Below are 14,916 nucleotides of genomic sequence, written 5' to 3'. Positions count from 1 at the left end.
CGCTTCCCACCGGCGGGGAGGGTCACTTCTTCTTCACGACGGCTTCGCGCCAGATCAGACCGGCGATGCTCGGCCTCACCTCGGTGGTGATCACCGCCATCGCCCGCCGGCTGTACCGGTCATCGGTCAGCTGCGCCACCATGCTCGCCGCCAGGTCCGCGCGCGCCGTGAACAGGCCGTCCGCGACGTCCTGCGCCACCTCGTAGCGGGTGACGGTCGGGTGGTCGAACAACCCGGACGGCCGGGTGATGGTCCAGTCCAGGTCGCTGTCGCGTACGAGGGACTCCATCCGCCGCATGTCCTCGTGCGCGGTGCGGCCTGCCCTGCGGTTGAACAGCGGGTCCAGCACGTTGTTGAAGAAGAACTCGCCGGTCGGGCGCCAGGTGGGGTCCAGCACGCTGGAGCTGACGGTGATCAGGCGCTTGATCCCGTGGCGGTGCATGGCGGCCATGATGTTCGCGTTGCCCCGGGAGTAGACGGTGATCGGCTTCGGGGTGAGGGGGACGCCCAGGCTGGACAGGACGGCGTCGCCGCCGGCCACGGCCCGGTCGACGGCGTCGAGGTCCGTGACGTCCGCGCTGACCACTGTGAGGCCGGGGCGGGGTGGTACGGCGTGCGGGCGGCGGGTGACCGCGACGACCTCGTGGCCGGCGGCCAGGGCCTGCCCGGTGATCTGACGGCCGGTGGGGCCGTTGGCGCCGAAGACGACAGTGCGCATGTGTTCGCTCCTCGCTGGGGGTTGACGGCGTTGACCGTGCCAGCGGGGGAGAGCATTATTCAACCGTGTTGAATAAAACGCGGGGTCGGCCCCGCGGCAACCCCGACACCAAGGCCCGCATCGCCGAGGCCGCCCGCGAGCTGTTCCTGAAGCACGGTTATCCGGGCACCACGGTTCGGGCCATCGCCGCCGCCGCTGGCGTCGACCCGGCGTTGATCAATTACCACTTCGGCTCCAAACAGGGCCTCTTCAGTCAGTCGCTGAACCTGCTGTGCGTCGATCCCACCGCGCTCGACCAGGCTCTGCGGGGCGACCGGGACCAGCTGGCCGACCGCCTGCTGGACTCCGTCACCGGCCTGTGGGACGCCACCGGGCCCGCGCAGAGCCGGATGGCGGTGCAGGATGACGACACGATGCGCGCCCTGCGGGACTACCTGGACGGTGAGCTACGCCTCCGCATCGCTGAATTTCTCGGCGGGCCCGACGCCACGCGACGCGCCACCGCCGCTGTCGGCGTGCTTGGTGGGCTGATCTTCACGCGCTACCTGAACCCGATCCGTTCGATCGGTGGGCTCTCAGCGGTCGACGTCCGGCGGGTCTTCGGGCCGGCGCTGCGTGCAGCCCTGTCCGGCCGAGCCCTGGGCTGAGCGCGCGGCCACCTGATGTGGTCGTTTCGGGCTGTTACCGCATCTCCGCCAAGGTCGAGACCCATGCTGTACGCGGGCAGGGAGCCGCGACGGGGAGGGTGCGGGAGTCGGCGGCGCGCAGGCAGGGGTCCGATCCCGGGGAGACTGGTCATGTCCGACGCGAGCCGCGCCGGGGGCGCGACGCCTCGGTCGACGTCAGGCGCGGTGCGGGTCGCGTTCGCGTTCTGGATCACGCTCGTGGGCACCACCGTGCCGACGCCGCTCTACCCGCTCTACGAGGAGGAATTCGGCTTCGCGTCGTTGACAGTGACAGTGGTCTACGCGCTGTACGCGCTGGGAGTCGTCGTCGGGCTGCTGGTCTTCGGTCGGCTCTCCGATCAGATCGGTCGACGCCCGGTCATCCTCATCGCGCTGCTGCTCTCGGTCGCCGCCGACGCCGTGTTCCTCGCCGCCGTGGACCTGGCGATGATCATCGTGGGTCGGATCCTCGCCGGGCTGTCGGCCGCGCTGATCATCGGCACGGCGACGGCGGCGTTGGCGGAGCTGATCGACCCTCGGCACCCGAAGCGTGCCGCCACCGTGTCGATCTTCGCGAACCTGGGCGGCCTGGCCACCGGCACCCTGCTGTCCGGGATCGTGTCGGACGTGGCACCCGAACCGCTGCGGCTGCCCTGGGTGATCGTGCTGATCCTGGCGTTGATCGCGATCGTCGCGCTGCGCGGGGTGCCGGAGACGGTCCGGGAACGTTCGCCGGTGACGGTGCGGGTGCAGCGGTTGTACGTGCCGGCGAGCATCCGAGGCGCCTTCGTCCGCTCGGCGATCACCGCCGGCGCGGGCTTCGCCGCCCTCGGGGTGCTCACGTCGGTGAGCGGGCTGTTCCTCGGCATGGTCCTGCACGAGACCTCACACACCCTGGCCGCGCTCGTGGTGTTCGTGGCGTTCACCGGCGCGGCGTTCGGCCAGCTGCTGACCCGGGTGTTGTCCTCGCGTGCCGCGCTGGCCAGCGCCTGCGTCGGTCTGGTGGTGGGGGCGGGCCTGCTGGCGTTCAGCATGTGGGTGGCGTTGCTGGCGACGCTGCTGATCAGCGCGGCGATCATCGGGGTCGCGTCCGGGGTGGCGGTCGGCGACGGCATCGCGACGATCACGATGAAGACCGAACCGCGGCACCGGGCCGAGACGGTGTCGACGTACTTCGCCATCCTGTTCGCCATGCTCGGTGTGCCGGCGGTCGGGGTCGGTCTGCTGATCCAGACGATCGGGCTGCGCCCGGCCGGCGAGGTCTTCAGCGCGGTGGTGGCGGTGCTCGCGCTGGTCGTCCTGCTCAGCCTGGTTCGGGGCGGCCGGACCCGGCCCGCGAGCTGATCACCGACCGGGCCTGTTCAGGGTGCCCGGGGTGCCTGGCGAGCCGTTCACTGAGGTCTTGCGGCGGTCATCGTATACAACATACGCTCCCCGAATCGCCCACTCGAGGAGCTCTCCATGACGAACCTCTCCGTCCGCGACACGAACCTGCCCCGCCACCGGGTGCTCCGGGCCGCCGTGGCGGCGGCCGCCGTCGTCTGCACGGTCGTCGCCTGCTCACCGGTGTCCAAGAACGACGGCGGCGACCCGTCCGGCGGCGACCAGGCGGCGGGCCAGGATTCCTTCGGTACGCCCGCCGACCCCGCCGCCGTGAAGCAGGGCGGCAAGCTGGTCATCGCCCTCTCCGCCGAGCCCGACGCGCTGGACCCGACACTGTCGAGAAGCCTCTACTCCCGCTACGTCTTCCAAGCCATGTGCCAGAAGCTCTACGACGTCAACGAGCAGGCGCAGGTCGTACCGCAGCTCGCGACGGCCCTGCCCACCACGAGCGGCGACGGCCGGACGGTGACCATTTCGCTGCGGCCCGGCGTGCGCTTCGCCGACGGCACGGCGTTCGACTCGGCGGCGGTGAAGGCGACCCTGCAACGCCACCTCACCAACGAGCGGTCGGCGCGCAAGAGCGAACTCGGTCCCATCGACGGCGTCGACACCCCGGACGCGCAGACCGTCGTCCTGCGGCTGAAGCAGCCGTTCGCGCCGCTGCTCGGGGCTCTCGCCGACCGGGCCGGCATGATCATGAGCGCCAAGGCGTTGCAGAGCCTCGGCGACGACTTCGCCTCGGCGCCGGTCTGCGTCGGCCCGTTCAAGTTCGCCAAGCGGGTGCAGCAGAACTCCATCGAGGTGGTGCGGGACCCCAACTACTACGACGCGAGCAAGGTGCACCTGGACGCCATCTCATGGCGGATCCTCACCGACGCCAGCATCCGCGCCGCCAACCTGCGCTCCGGCGACGCCCAGGTCGCCGACTCCGTCTCCACCCAGGACGTCGCCTCGCTCCGGCAGGACGCGGCGCTCACCGTCCTCCAGTCGCAGTCCCTCGGCTACCAGGGCCTGACCATCAACGTCGGCAACGTCGACGGTGTCGGCACCGCCCCCAAGCCGATCAACCGCCCCCTCGCCCAGAACGCCAAGGTGCGGCAGGCCTTCGAGCACGCGATCGACCGCAAGGCCCTTGTCGACGCGGTCTTCAACGGCGTGCACACCGCCGCTTGCTCGCCCATCTCACCCGCCAGCCCGTTCTCGTCGCCCGAGGCGCAGACCTGCCCGGCGCACGACCCCGCCAAGGCCAAGCAACTCCTCACCGAGGCCGGTGTGCAGACGCCGTACCCGGTCTCGATGCTCGCCTCGAACACGCCCGACACGCTGCGCCTCGCCCAGGCGTTGCAGTCCATGGTCAAGGACGGCGGGTTCGACCTGAAGATCAACCCGGTGGAGTACTCGTCGCTCCTCGACGAGCAGGACCGTGGCAACTTCGAGCTGCTGCAGCTCGGCTGGAGCGGGCGGATCGACCCGGACGCCAACATCACCAACTTCGTCGGCACCGGCGCCAGCCAGAACGTCGCCGGCTACAGCAACCCGCAGCTCGACACTCTGCTGACCCAGGCCCGGCAGGCCGGCGACGTCGAGGAGCGCAAGAAGCTGTACGGGCAGGCGGTCACGCTGCTTCAGCAGGACGACGCCCTGATCTACCTCTATCGGCAGCGCAACCTGACCGCCGTCAGCAAGCAGATCCAGGGCCTGCAGGTCTACCCGGACGGCGTGATCCGGGCGGCCTTCGCCGGCTTCGGCAAGTAGGCAGTAGTGGCCCGCTATCTGCTCACCCGCGCCTGGCAGTCGGCGCTGACCCTGCTGATGTCGACGATAGTGGTCTTCGTCGGCGTACGGGCGCTGCCCGGCGACCCGGCCCTCGCCCTGGCCGGCGAGGACCGGTCGCCGGAGGCCCTGGAGGCCATCCGGCGGCACTACGGGCTGGACCAGCCGCTGCCGGTGCAGTTCGCCCAGTACGTGGAGCGCATGGCACAGGGCGACTTCGGGGTGTCCATCCGCACCGGCACGCCGGTCTCGTCGATGCTCACGACCGCCCTGCCGGTGACAGTCGAGCTGTCCGTCCTGGCGATCCTCATCGCGGCGGCGCTGGGCGTCGGCGCCGGGGTGCTCGCGGCGGTCCGTCGTGGACGCCCGGCGGAGTGGCTCGCCAACGGCCTGGCCCTGATCGGCCTGTCGGTGCCGCACTTCTGGCTGGGGCTGCTGGCGATCCTCTACCTGTCAGTGGCGACCGGGCTCTTCCCCGCCTCCGGCTTCGTGCCGATCCTGGAGGACCCCGTGGACAACCTGCACCACATCGTCCTGCCGGCGGTGATCCTCGGCACCGGCCTGGCCGCGATCATCATGCGGCAGACCAGGTCGGCGATGCTTGACTCGCTCTCCTCCGACTACGTGCGCACGGCGAAGGCGAAGGGCCTGCGACCGCGCGCCGTCATCACCCGGCACGCCCTGCGCAACAGCCTCATCGTGGTGGTGACCGTCGTGGGTCTCCAACTCGGCGGGCTGATCTCCGGCGCGGTGGTCACCGAACAGATCTTCGGGCTGCCGGGCTTCGGCAAGATGACGATCGACGCGGTCTTCCAACGGGACTACCCGGTGATCCAGGCCGTCGTCCTGCTCACCGCGGCTGCCTACATCGTGATCAACTTCTTCGTGGACCTGCTCTACTCGGTCATCGATCCACGCATCCGGGTGACGGGAGATCCGGCATGACCGTCCTCACCGTACCGATGGCGGAGACCGGCACCGCCAGCATCACCCGGCGTACCCGGGTGCTGCGGCGGCTGCGGCGCAACCCGCTCGCCGTGGTGAGCTTCGTCGTGCTCGCGCTGGCGGGCGTCATCGCGCTGCTCTCACCCTGGCTGGCGCCCTATTCGGTCGACCAGACCGACTTCGCCCGTACGTTCGCGCCTCCGGGCACCGCCGGGCACCTGCTGGGCACCGACGACCTCGGTCGGGACGTCCTCTCCCGCATCATGCTCGGCGCGCGGGCGTCGTTGCAGGTCGGGCTCCTGGCGGTGGCCACGTCACTGGTCATCGGGGTGCCGCTCGGGCTGGCCGCCGGCTACTTCCGGGCCTGGGACGCGGTGATCTCACGCTTCACCGACCTGCTGCTGGCGTTTCCGTTTCTGATCATGGCGGTGGGGTTGGCGGCCATCCGGGGCGCCAGCCTCGGCAACGCCGCGGTGGCCATCGGCATCGCCCAGATCCCCGGGGTGATCCGGGTCGTCCGCTCGGACACGCTTCGCCTCAAGTCGCTGGACTTCGTCGCGGCGGCCGTCGTGGACGGCGCGAGCGACCTGTGGGTGCTGGCCCGGCACATCCTGCCCAACGCGACCTCGGTGATCCTGGTGCAGGCCACTGTCGCCATCCCGGCCGCGATCCTCGGCGAGGCGGTGCTGTCCTTCCTCGGCCTCGGCATCCAACCCCCGGCGCCCAGTCTGGGCACCATGCTGGCCACCGCCCAGCAGTTCGCCGCCCGCGCACCGTGGGCCGCCGTCTTCCCCGGCGTGGTGATCATGGGTCTGGCGCTGGCGTTCAACGTCTTTGGTGACGCCCTGCGCGACGCCCTCGACCCGAAGGGAGACCGGCGATGACCACCGCCTCCGCGCCCGTGTTGGAGATCCGCGACCTGTCGGTGTCGTTCCCGACCGAGACCGGCACCGTCTCGGCGGTCGACGGGGTCAGCCTTGACCTCGCAGCCGGGGAGATCGTCGGGATGGTGGGCGAGTCGGGGTGCGGAAAGAGCGTCACAGCGATGAGCCTCGCGGGGCTGCTCCCGGGCAGCGCCCGGGTCACCGGGTCGGTCCGCCTGGACGGCACCCAACTGGTCGGGGCCCGCGAGTCGGCACTGCGCCGGGTCCGGGGCCGGGAGATCGCCTACATCTTCCAGGAGCCGATGACGTCGTTGAATCCGGTGCTCAGCGTCGGGCGGCAGATCGCGGAGGTGCTCCAGGTCCACGAACGGATGTCCCGACGGGCGGCGCGGGCCCGCGCCGTCGAGCTGTTGACGCTCGTCGGGATCCCGTCCGCAGCCCAGCGGGTCGACAGCTATCCGCACCAGCTCTCCGGTGGCATGCGGCAGCGCGTGATGATCGCGATGGCGGTGGCCTGCGGCCCGAAGGTGCTGGTGGCCGACGAGCCGACCACCGCGCTGGACGTCACCGTCCAGGCCGGCATCCTCCAGGTGCTGCGGGACCTGCGCGACCGGCTCGGTACGAGCGTCCTCATCATCACCCACGACCTCGGCGTGATCGCCGACATCGCGGACCGCGTCGTCGTCATGTACGCGGGCCGGGTGGTGGAACGGGCGCCGGTGGAGGACCTGTTCGCCCAGCCCCGGCACCGGTACACGGCCGGGCTCCTGTCGGCGTCACCGCAGCCGGGCCGGCACGCCGGCACCGACCGGTTGACCGAGATCCCCGGGCTGGTGCCCGTCCTGGCCAGCCAACCCGACGCCTGCACCTTCGCGGATCGCTGCCCGGCCGCCGACGAGCAGTGCCGGGCCGCCGCCCCGCCGTTGGAGGACGTCGGTGGCACCGACCATGTCGCTGCCTGTTGGCACCCCTGCGCGACGGCACCGACGGCAGCTCAGGAGGCGAACCGATGACGCCGCAGCCGAACGCCCTGGAGATCGCGGACCTGGTGATGCACTTCGGCCCGGTGCGTGCCGTGGACGGGGTGTCACTGACCATCCCGCGAGGCCGGGTCACGGCCCTGGTGGGCGAGAGCGGTTCCGGGAAGTCGACAGTGGGCCGATGCGTGGTGCGGCTCGTCGAGCCGACAGCGGGAACCGTCCGGATCGCGGGCACCGACGTCACCCACCTGTCCCGACGGCGGCTGCGTCCCCATCGCGGCGCGGTGTCGATCGTCTTCCAGGACCCGGCCGCGTCACTGGACCCGCGCATGCTGGTGGGCGAGATCGTGGCCGAGCCGCTGCGGCTGGCCGGCAAGCGGATCTCCCGGCGCGAGCGGGACGCCCGCGTCGCCCCCCAACTCGAACGGGTGGGCCTGCGCGCCGAGGTGGCCCGCCGCTACCCCCACGAACTGTCCGGCGGGCAACGCCAACGCGTCAGCATCGCGCGGGCCCTGATCTCCGAGCCCATGTTGCTCATCGCCGACGAACCCACCAGCGCGCTCGACGTGTCAGTGCAGGCGTCGGTGCTCAACCTCCTCGCCGACCTGCAACGCGACATCGGGTTCGCCTGCCTCTTCATCACCCACGACCTGTCCGCTGTCGAGTACCTGGCCGACGACATCGCTGTCATGTACCTCGGTCAACTGGTCGAGACCGGCAGCCGCGAGCGGATCTTCGCCCGCCCCGCACACCCGTACACGCAGGCGCTGCTCTCCGCCGCGCCGGTGGCCGACCCGGTGCGTCAGCGCCACCGTCAGCCGGTGCTGCTCGGTGACGACCTGCCGTCCGCGCTCGACCCGCCGTCCGGCTGCCGGTTCCGGACCCGGTGCCCGCTCGCCTTCGACAGGTGCGCGACGGAGGTGCCGGCGCAGACCGCCATCGGCGACGGCATGGCCGCGTGTCACCTGGTCCGGCCGGACGGCACCGGTCCCGACGTTCGTACCGCAGATCCCAGTGAGGTGTTGTCATGACGTTCACCACCCGACCCACGTTGCAGGGCACCTTCGGCATGGTGTCCTCCACCCACTGGCTCGCCAGCCAGTCGGCGATGGGCATCCTGGAACGCGGGGGCAACGCCTTCGACGCCGCGGTCACCGCCGGGTTCGTCCTGCACGTCGTCGAGCCGCACCTGAACGGGCCGGGCGGCGAGGTGCCGGCCATCGTTGCCACCGCACGGGACCCCCGACCGAAGGTGCTGTGCGGGCAGGGCCCGGCCCCGGCCGGTGCCACCATCGCGCATTTCCGGTCCCTCGGAATGGACCTCATCCCGGGCGCCGGGCCGCTCGCGGCGGCCGTGCCCGGCGCGGTGGACGCCTGGCTCCTGCTGCTGCGCGAGCACGGCACGCTCACCCTCGCCGAGGTGCTGGAGCCGGCGATCGGCTACGCCGCCGCCGGGCACCCGCTGGTGGGCCGGATCGGTGACACGGTGGCGGCCGTCCGGTCGTTGTTCGAGGAACACTGGCCCACCTCCGCCGCGCTCTGGCTGCGCGGCGGCCGACCGCCGGCCGCGGGGGAGTTGGTCACCAACCCGGCGTACGCGGACACCCTGCGCCGACTCGTCGAGGCGGGACGGGCGGCCGGTGCCGACCGGGAGGCCCAGATCGAGGCTGCCCGCCGGGCCTGGAGCACGGGTTTCGTCGCCGAGGCGATCGACGCGTTCAGCCGGCGGCCGTTCCAGGACTCCAGTGGCCGCCCGAACGCCGGGCTGGTCACCGGCGACGATATGGCCGCGTACTCGGCGAGCTGGGAGACGCCCGCCACCCTCGACTGGCACGGCTACTCGGTGGCGAAGACCGGTTTCTGGGGTCAGGGCCCGGTGCTGCTGGAGTCCCTGGCCACACTGGACGCGCTCGACGACCCGGGCGCGTACGACCCGGCGACCGCGGCGGGCGTGCACGCCCAGGTCGAGGCGCTCAAGCTCGCCTTCGCCGACCGGGAGGCCTGGTACGGCGACGGGGCCGACGTGCCCGCCAAGGCGCTGCTCTCGCCGCAGTACGCCAGGGAGCGGGCCGCCCTGATCGGCGATCGCGCGTCGGCGGAGTTGCGGCCGGGGCACCCGGACGGGGCGCAGCCGCGCCTGCCCGCCCACGTCCGACCCGGTGCCGGTCGGCGTACCGGGCCGACGGATGCCACGACGGGAGAGCCGACGGTCCAGTCTGACGGGGTCACCCGGGGCGACACCTGTCACGTGGACGTGGTCGACCGGTGGGGCAACATGATCTCCGCCACCCCCAGCGGCGGCTGGTTGCAGAGTTCCCCGACGATTCCGGAGCTGGGCTTTCCGCTGGGCAGCAGGTTGCAGATGTTCTGGCTGGAGGAGGGCCTCGCCTCGTCGCTGGCGCCGGGCCGCCGCCCGCGGACCACGTTGAGCCCGACGATGGTGCACCGCGACGGCGAGCCGGTGCTGGCCTGCGGCACCCCCGGCGGCGACCAGCAGGACCAGTGGCAGTTGCCGTTCCTGCTGCGGCACCTCGTCGGTGGGCAGAGCCTTCAGGAGGCCATCGACGCGCCGGCGTGGCACACGGTCAGCGTGCCGGGGTCGTTCTATCCCCGCGACATGGAGCCCGGTGTCCTGGTGGTGGAGGACCGGCTCGACGAGGGTGTGCTGGCGGCGCTGCGGGCGTACGGGCACGAGGTGCGGGTCACCGACGGGTGGAGCCTCGGTCGGCTCTGCGCGGTGACCCGTGATCCGGCGACGGGCGTGCTGGCGGCCGGTGCGAACCCCCGGGGGATGCAGGGCTACGCGTGCGGTCGTTAGCGGGCGCCGTAGCCGCCTTCGGCGTTCTCGTACGCCGCTGCGGATGCCGCGTCGAGGTGGTCGAGCGCGGCCCGCTCGGCGCGGTCACCGTCGCCCGACTCGATGGCGTCGACGAGTTGGATGTGCTCGGCCCACGAGTGTGGCGCGCGTTCGGCCGCGCCGAGCCGGAAGACCCACTGGACATGGAGGTAGAGCGACTTGGCGATCGACGACAGCCAGGGGTTTCCGCTGATCTGGAGGATGCGCAGGTGCAGCGTGCTGTTCAGTTCGGCGACGCGGGCCAGGTCGTGGCGCTGTGTCGCCTCGCGGCCCTGGTCGAGCAGGGCGCGCAGGGACGCCACGTCGGCCGCTGTGGCCCGCTCGGCGGCCAGCCGGGCGGCCAGTGTCTCCAGCCGCTGGCGCACGGCGAACATGTCGGTGATGGTCCCGCTGCTTGGTGAGGCGACGACCGCTCCGCGGCGGGGGAGGATCACGACGAACCCCTCCGCCTCGGCGACGCGCAGCGCCTCCCGGACGGGGTTGCGGGAGACGCCGAAGTCCTCGGCGAGCCGGTCCTCGGTCAGCCGTTCTCCGGGAAGGTAGTCGCCGTCGATGATGGCGGTCCGCAGCGCGGCGAGGACCTGATCGCGTAGCGGCAGGTGTTGCGCGCCGAGCTTGTCCCGTAGGTCTTCAGCCACCTGGTTGCCTCTCCGTGAACGTGTCCGGACAAAGTGTATACGAAGAACAATTATTGGAAGGTGGCCGACAGTGTCGAGCACAGCGCCCCGCGTCACCCACCCCCACGTCGCCCCGCGCCGAGACGAGCGCCCGCTGCGGCGACGGCAGGCGCTCGTCGTCGTTCTCACCTTCCTCACCGGGAGCGCCGACGCTCTCGGTTTCCTCGCCCTCGGCGGCGCCTTCGCCAGCGTGATGACCGGCAACATGGTCCTGCTCGGGCTCTCGGCCGGCCGGGGCGAAGCCGACCTGGCTCTGACGTCGGGATGCGCCATCGCCAGCTTCATCGTCGGTGTCCTCGCGGGCGCCCGCGTCGTCGGCTCGGCACAGCCCGACGATCCGGTCTGGCCCCGGCGGGTCACCTGGGCGCTGGTCCTGGAGCTGTCGGTGTTCGTGGTGTTCGCCGTCGTCTGGGAGGTCACCCTGCACACCCCCGACGCGGCTGTCCACCTGGCGTTGCTGATGCTGTCAGCGGTCGCGCTGGGCGTGCAGAGCAGCGCGATCCAACGCTTCGGGGTGTCCGGCCTGTCCTCCACGTACCTGACCGGCACGCTCACCAGCCTGATCGCCGGGGTCGCCGCCCGCAGCCCGTGGGCCAGCCTGCGCCCCAAGGCCCAGGTGCTGCTGGCCCTCATGGTCGGCGCGGCGGTCGGCGCCCTTGTCGCCGTGCACCTGCCGGTCGTCGCCCCGGCACTGCTGATCGTGCCGCTGGTGCTCGTCATCGCCGTGTCCGCGCGGATGCGGGCGTGAGCGTCAGACGCCGCGAGCGAACAGGGCCAGGCGTACCCGGTTCGGGCTGTCGGTCTTGGTCATCAGGCTGGTGATGTGGGTCTTGACGGTGGTGACACCGATGTGGAGTTGGTCGGCGATCTCGGTGTTGGACAGGCCCTCGGCGACCAGGTCGAGCACGTCCCGTTCCCGGGCGGTCAGGCCCGGCAGGGCCGGCGGTGACCCCGGGCGGGCGTGCACCGCGCGCTGCACGAGGCGACGCAGCACCTCCGGACTGAACGGGCTGTCACCGACGGCGGCCCGGCGGATGCCGTCCAGCAGCTCGGTCGGGGGCGCGTCCTTGAGCAGGAACCCGCACGCTCCGGCGGTCAGCGCGGGGTAGAGGTGGTCGTCGTCGCCGAACGTGGTCAGCACCAGGACTCGGGTGGCGGGGCGTTCGGCGAGGATCCGGCTGGTCGCGGTGATCCCGTCGACACCGGGCATCCGCAGGTCCATGACGACGACGTCGGGGAGCAGCCGCCCGGCCAGCGGAATCGCCTCCCGGCCGCTGTCGGCCTCCCCGACGACCTCGATGTCGGGTTGGGCGTCGCAGAGCATGCGCAGCCCGGCCCGGATGAGGTGCTGGTCGTCGACCAGCAGCACCCGGATCACGCCGGCTCCGGCGCGGGCGACCCGGCCGGGGCCTCCCGTTCGCGGGGCACCGACCCGACCGGCGCGGCGGCGGCCACTGCCGGAAGGACGGTCCGTACCCGCCATCCGGTGCCGGTCGGGCCCGCCTCCAACCGGCCGCCGAGGACCTCGACACGCTCGCGCATCCCGGTGATGCCGTGGCCGCCACCGACCGGCACGCCCGCCGGCACCCCGTCGCGCCCGTTGTCGGTGACCTCCCAGTGCACGGAGCCGTCCCGGACAGCGACCACGAGATGCGCGAGCGCTGACGTCCCCACGTGTTTGGCCACGTTGGTCAGCGCCTCCTGGGTCAGCCGCAGCACCGCCATGCCGCGCACCGCGTCGAGTGAACCGATCGCCGGGTCGAGATCGGCCTCCACAGTGACACCCGCCTGCCGGGCCCGGTCGATGGACGCGCCGATCGCCGCCGGCAGCGCGGACGGTTCGATGGCGGTCAGCGCCGCGTCGCCGCGTACCCCGTCGGGGTTGCGCAGCACCGCGACCAGCCGGCGCAGCTCCGCGAGGGCCGCGGTGCCGGTGCCGTGCACGTCGTCGAAGACCTCGCCCACCCGCGGGTCCAGGTCGGTGAGCACGTGCCGGGCCACGCCGACCCGCAGCACCATCGACGCCACATGGTGCGCGACGACGTCGTGCAACTCGCGGGCGATGGCGCTTCGTTCGTCGGCGCGGGCCGCGCGGCTCTCCGACTCGTGCTGGCGTTGCTCGGCCACGGCCCGTTCCACGGCCTGCCGACTCAGCTCCCGGTTGGCGCGGATGACGAGGCCGAGCAGCACCGGCACGCCGACCTCCAGGGCCAGGCCGACGACGCCCGAGGCGACCTGGCGGGCCGTGTCGCCGACCGAGTCGGTCAGGTCCACCACGACCAGCAGCGCGGCGGACAGCCAGATGGTCCGGGGTCGGCGCGCCCGCATGGTGATCTCGAGCAGTGCCCAACTCGCGCCAACCTGGTTGATGGTGAAGTCGTCGACCAGGCAGATCGCGACAGTCAGCAGGGCGGCCTGCGCCACCAGGTTGACCACCGGTCGCCGGTGCGCCGCCAGCGCCACGGCGAACGCGAGCGCCGCGAGGATCCACTGTGTCGTGGTGGGAGTGCTGGTCGAGTGCGGAACGAAGAGCAGGTAGCCCAGCCCGGCGAGGTCGAGCAGCACCATCCGCACGAGCGTGTCCCGCATGTCGAACAGTCGCCCCGGCCAGCTCACGGTGGTCAGCCTAGGTGCTGCGGGCCGGTGGCGACGGCCGCCGGCCGCCGCCACCGGGTCCGGACCGCGAGGTACGCGGCCAGACCGAGCGGTCCGAGCAGGATGGTCAGCAGCAGCACCGGAGCCATCACCAGCGCCGGCACCCCCCGATCGCGGCTGTCCAACCACGCCCACCGCCCGACGAACAGATCGAACGCGATCATGTGCGCCCAACCCGCCGCTGCCCCGGCGGAGGTGCCGAGGAGGTCGCGTACCCCGGCCAGGGTCGGCGACGCCACTGCCGGCAGCACGTCGCCGAACGCCGGCAGCACCAGCAGCGCGTAGATCACCACGACCGGCGCCACGATCAGCGGCGAGGCGATGATCCGGGCGGTCCACGACCAGCGCGGCAGCAGGATCATCAGCGCCCAGAACGGCGCGGCCACCGCGAACGTCAGGGAGAACAGCGTCGCGGTCACGCGGCCAGCGCCAGTTCCGGGCGACGTCGGCGGGCCAGCACCAGGCCGGTGGCGCTCGCCGTCGCGACCACCAGTGCCGCGAGCGCGGCGAGCGTGACGGCGTCCGGCCGCAGCAACGGCTGTTCGCGCAGGGCCTGCCAGGTCAACAGCACAGTGAGTACGCCGTACGCGCCGCCCGCGACGACCAGCAGCCGGGCGCGGGTGCGCTCGTCCAACCGCGTCGCGAACCGGCTCAGCAGGATCGCCAGGATCGGCAGAGCCTGGAGGGCGTGCAGCCCCACGAAGTGCCCGATCCGCAGGTCACCGCCCGTGGTGCTCCAGCCGACAACGGGCAACCCCGGCCCACCGTCGGGCACGCCGACGCTGTGCGCCCCACCGATCCCCTCGATCCCCGGGTCCTGCATCGGCAGCGCCATCGGCACCGCCGCGAGCATGCCCAGCAGGGACAGGCCGAGCCCCCACCCGACGGCGGTCGCGGCGACCCGATCGGGGATCCGCTGGATCAGGACCACGATCCCGATGACGAGGTGCGCGAAGAACAGCACCATGATGGCCGCGCCCATCGCCGCGAACAGCGCGGTGTTCAGGGGTGTGGTGTCGTTGAAGTGGCTGGTCTGCCCGCGTATCACCTGACCGACGATCCACGCGTTCTCGACGACCGCCACCGCGACGATGACGACGACCGCCCTCTCGACGGCCCGGCTGCGTCGCGGCAGCAGGGAGAGCATCCAGGCGAGCGTCGCGCCGTACAGCACGAACGACACAGCGAACTTGAACGGCTTGAGCCAGATCGGCGCCCCGGTCAGGACGCGGGGGTCGACGAGGATGCCGACGACGGCGACGACGCCGAGCACCGCCATCACGGATACCAGGAACATCAGTGGGCGGTTCCAGCGCGTCGCCCGGCGCACAACGGTAGTCATGTCTGTAGATGTTCGTAGCCACGCCCGCCGATCGCGT

At 71.9% G+C, this 14,916-nt stretch carries 15 protein-coding genes; 9 read left to right on the top strand and 6 right to left on the bottom strand.

Annotation, left to right across the window (positions count from 1 at the left end):
• Positions 1-22: 22 nt before the first annotated feature.
• Complete coding sequence (locus tag AB0B98_RS01275) at positions 23-718, bottom strand: NAD(P)H-binding protein (protein ID WP_357359830.1); 696 nt, start codon at positions 716-718, stop codon at positions 23-25.
• A 65-nt stretch (positions 719-783) separates the two neighbouring features.
• Between AB0B98_RS01275 and AB0B98_RS01270 the strand changes: the two genes are divergently transcribed.
• From AB0B98_RS01270 to AB0B98_RS01235, 8 genes are all read left to right on the top strand, one after another.
• Complete coding sequence (locus tag AB0B98_RS01270; RefSeq protein ID WP_357359828.1) at positions 784-1,365, top strand: TetR family transcriptional regulator; 582 nt, start codon at positions 784-786, stop codon at positions 1,363-1,365.
• A gap of 150 nt (positions 1,366-1,515) precedes the next feature.
• Positions 1,516-2,727 (top strand): MFS transporter, encoded by a 1,212-nt coding sequence (locus AB0B98_RS01265; RefSeq protein ID WP_357359826.1) that lies wholly within the window; start codon positions 1,516-1,518, stop codon positions 2,725-2,727.
• A 117-nt stretch (positions 2,728-2,844) separates the two neighbouring features.
• Positions 2,845-4,521 carry an ABC transporter substrate-binding protein gene (locus AB0B98_RS01260; protein ID WP_357359824.1) on the top strand — a complete coding sequence of 559 codons (1,677 nt, stop codon included), beginning with the start codon at positions 2,845-2,847 and terminating at the stop codon, positions 4,519-4,521.
• 6 nt (positions 4,522-4,527) lie between these two features.
• On the top strand, positions 4,528-5,484 hold the full coding sequence (locus AB0B98_RS01255; protein WP_238669491.1) for an ABC transporter permease: 957 nt from the start codon (positions 4,528-4,530) through the stop codon (positions 5,482-5,484).
• The gene (locus AB0B98_RS01250; protein WP_091399349.1) at positions 5,481-6,368 is read left to right on the top strand and encodes an ABC transporter permease; all 888 of its coding nucleotides are present in this window, start codon (positions 5,481-5,483) and stop codon (positions 6,366-6,368) included. The genes AB0B98_RS01255 and AB0B98_RS01250 overlap by 4 nt, the downstream gene beginning before the upstream one ends.
• Complete coding sequence (locus AB0B98_RS01245) at positions 6,365-7,381, top strand: ABC transporter ATP-binding protein (RefSeq protein WP_357359821.1); 1,017 nt, start codon at positions 6,365-6,367, stop codon at positions 7,379-7,381. Before AB0B98_RS01250 ends, AB0B98_RS01245 begins: the two co-directional genes overlap by 4 nt.
• Positions 7,378-8,379, top strand: a complete 1,002-nt coding sequence (locus tag AB0B98_RS01240; protein ID WP_112589347.1) for an oligopeptide/dipeptide ABC transporter ATP-binding protein — start codon at positions 7,378-7,380, stop codon at positions 8,377-8,379. Before AB0B98_RS01245 ends, AB0B98_RS01240 begins: the two co-directional genes overlap by 4 nt.
• On the top strand, positions 8,376-10,166 hold the full coding sequence (locus tag AB0B98_RS01235; protein ID WP_357359818.1) for a gamma-glutamyltransferase family protein: 1,791 nt from the start codon (positions 8,376-8,378) through the stop codon (positions 10,164-10,166). Before AB0B98_RS01240 ends, AB0B98_RS01235 begins: the two co-directional genes overlap by 4 nt.
• On the opposite strand, the gene AB0B98_RS01230 is transcribed toward AB0B98_RS01235, so the two are convergent.
• Positions 10,163-10,843 (bottom strand): GntR family transcriptional regulator, encoded by a 681-nt coding sequence (locus AB0B98_RS01230; RefSeq protein WP_167457549.1) that lies wholly within the window; start codon positions 10,841-10,843, stop codon positions 10,163-10,165. The two genes, AB0B98_RS01235 and AB0B98_RS01230, sit on opposite strands and share 4 nt — an antisense overlap.
• A gap of 70 nt (positions 10,844-10,913) precedes the next feature.
• On the opposite strand from AB0B98_RS01230, the gene AB0B98_RS01225 reads away from it, so the two are divergent.
• Positions 10,914-11,630: a YoaK family protein gene (locus AB0B98_RS01225; protein WP_357359815.1), complete on the top strand. Its 717-nt coding sequence runs from the start codon at positions 10,914-10,916 to the stop codon at positions 11,628-11,630.
• 3 nt (positions 11,631-11,633) lie between these two features.
• Here AB0B98_RS01225 and AB0B98_RS01220 read toward each other — a convergent pair whose 3' ends face one another.
• From AB0B98_RS01220 to AB0B98_RS01205, 4 genes are read right to left on the bottom strand one after another with little or no spacing between them, the layout of a single operon-like run.
• The gene (locus tag AB0B98_RS01220) at positions 11,634-12,260 is read right to left on the bottom strand and encodes a response regulator transcription factor (protein ID WP_238669486.1); all 627 of its coding nucleotides are present in this window, start codon (positions 12,258-12,260) and stop codon (positions 11,634-11,636) included.
• A complete protein-coding gene (locus tag AB0B98_RS01215; protein ID WP_357359813.1) occupies positions 12,257-13,498 on the bottom strand; it encodes a histidine kinase in 1,242 nt (413 codons plus the stop codon). Before AB0B98_RS01215 ends, AB0B98_RS01220 begins: the two co-directional genes overlap by 4 nt.
• Positions 13,499-13,503: 5 nt before the next feature.
• The gene (locus tag AB0B98_RS01210) at positions 13,504-13,956 is read right to left on the bottom strand and encodes an ABA4-like family protein (protein ID WP_357359811.1); all 453 of its coding nucleotides are present in this window, start codon (positions 13,954-13,956) and stop codon (positions 13,504-13,506) included.
• A complete protein-coding gene (locus tag AB0B98_RS01205) occupies positions 13,953-14,879 on the bottom strand; it encodes a hypothetical protein (RefSeq protein ID WP_357359809.1) in 927 nt (308 codons plus the stop codon). The genes AB0B98_RS01210 and AB0B98_RS01205 overlap by 4 nt, the downstream gene beginning before the upstream one ends.
• Positions 14,880-14,916 lie beyond the last annotated feature (37 nt).

This window comes from Micromonospora sp. NPDC048947, assembly GCF_040649495.1.
Lineage (GTDB): Bacteria > Actinomycetota > Actinomycetes > Mycobacteriales > Micromonosporaceae > Micromonospora > Micromonospora alfalfae.
Note: the sequence above shows the minus strand (reverse complement) of the source record. Positions and strands in the feature narration are given on the sequence as shown.

Excerpts from the sequence above, each read along its gene's own strand:
- AB0B98_RS01275 (WP_357359830.1), bottom strand. The coding sequence starts at position 718 with ATGCGCACTGTCGTCTTCGGCGCCAACGGCCCCACCGGCCGTCAGATC.
- AB0B98_RS01265 (WP_357359826.1), top strand. The coding sequence starts at position 1,516 with ATGTCCGACGCGAGCCGCGCCGGGGGCGCGACGCCTCGGTCGACGTCA.
- AB0B98_RS01260 (WP_357359824.1), top strand. The coding sequence starts at position 2,845 with ATGACGAACCTCTCCGTCCGCGACACGAACCTGCCCCGCCACCGGGTG.
- AB0B98_RS01250 (WP_091399349.1), top strand. The coding sequence starts at position 5,481 with ATGACCGTCCTCACCGTACCGATGGCGGAGACCGGCACCGCCAGCATC.
- AB0B98_RS01245 (WP_357359821.1), top strand. The coding sequence starts at position 6,365 with ATGACCACCGCCTCCGCGCCCGTGTTGGAGATCCGCGACCTGTCGGTG.
- AB0B98_RS01240 (WP_112589347.1), top strand. The coding sequence starts at position 7,378 with ATGACGCCGCAGCCGAACGCCCTGGAGATCGCGGACCTGGTGATGCAC.
- AB0B98_RS01235 (WP_357359818.1), top strand. The coding sequence starts at position 8,376 with ATGACGTTCACCACCCGACCCACGTTGCAGGGCACCTTCGGCATGGTG.
- AB0B98_RS01205 (WP_357359809.1), bottom strand. The coding sequence starts at position 14,879 with ATGACTACCGTTGTGCGCCGGGCGACGCGCTGGAACCGCCCACTGATG.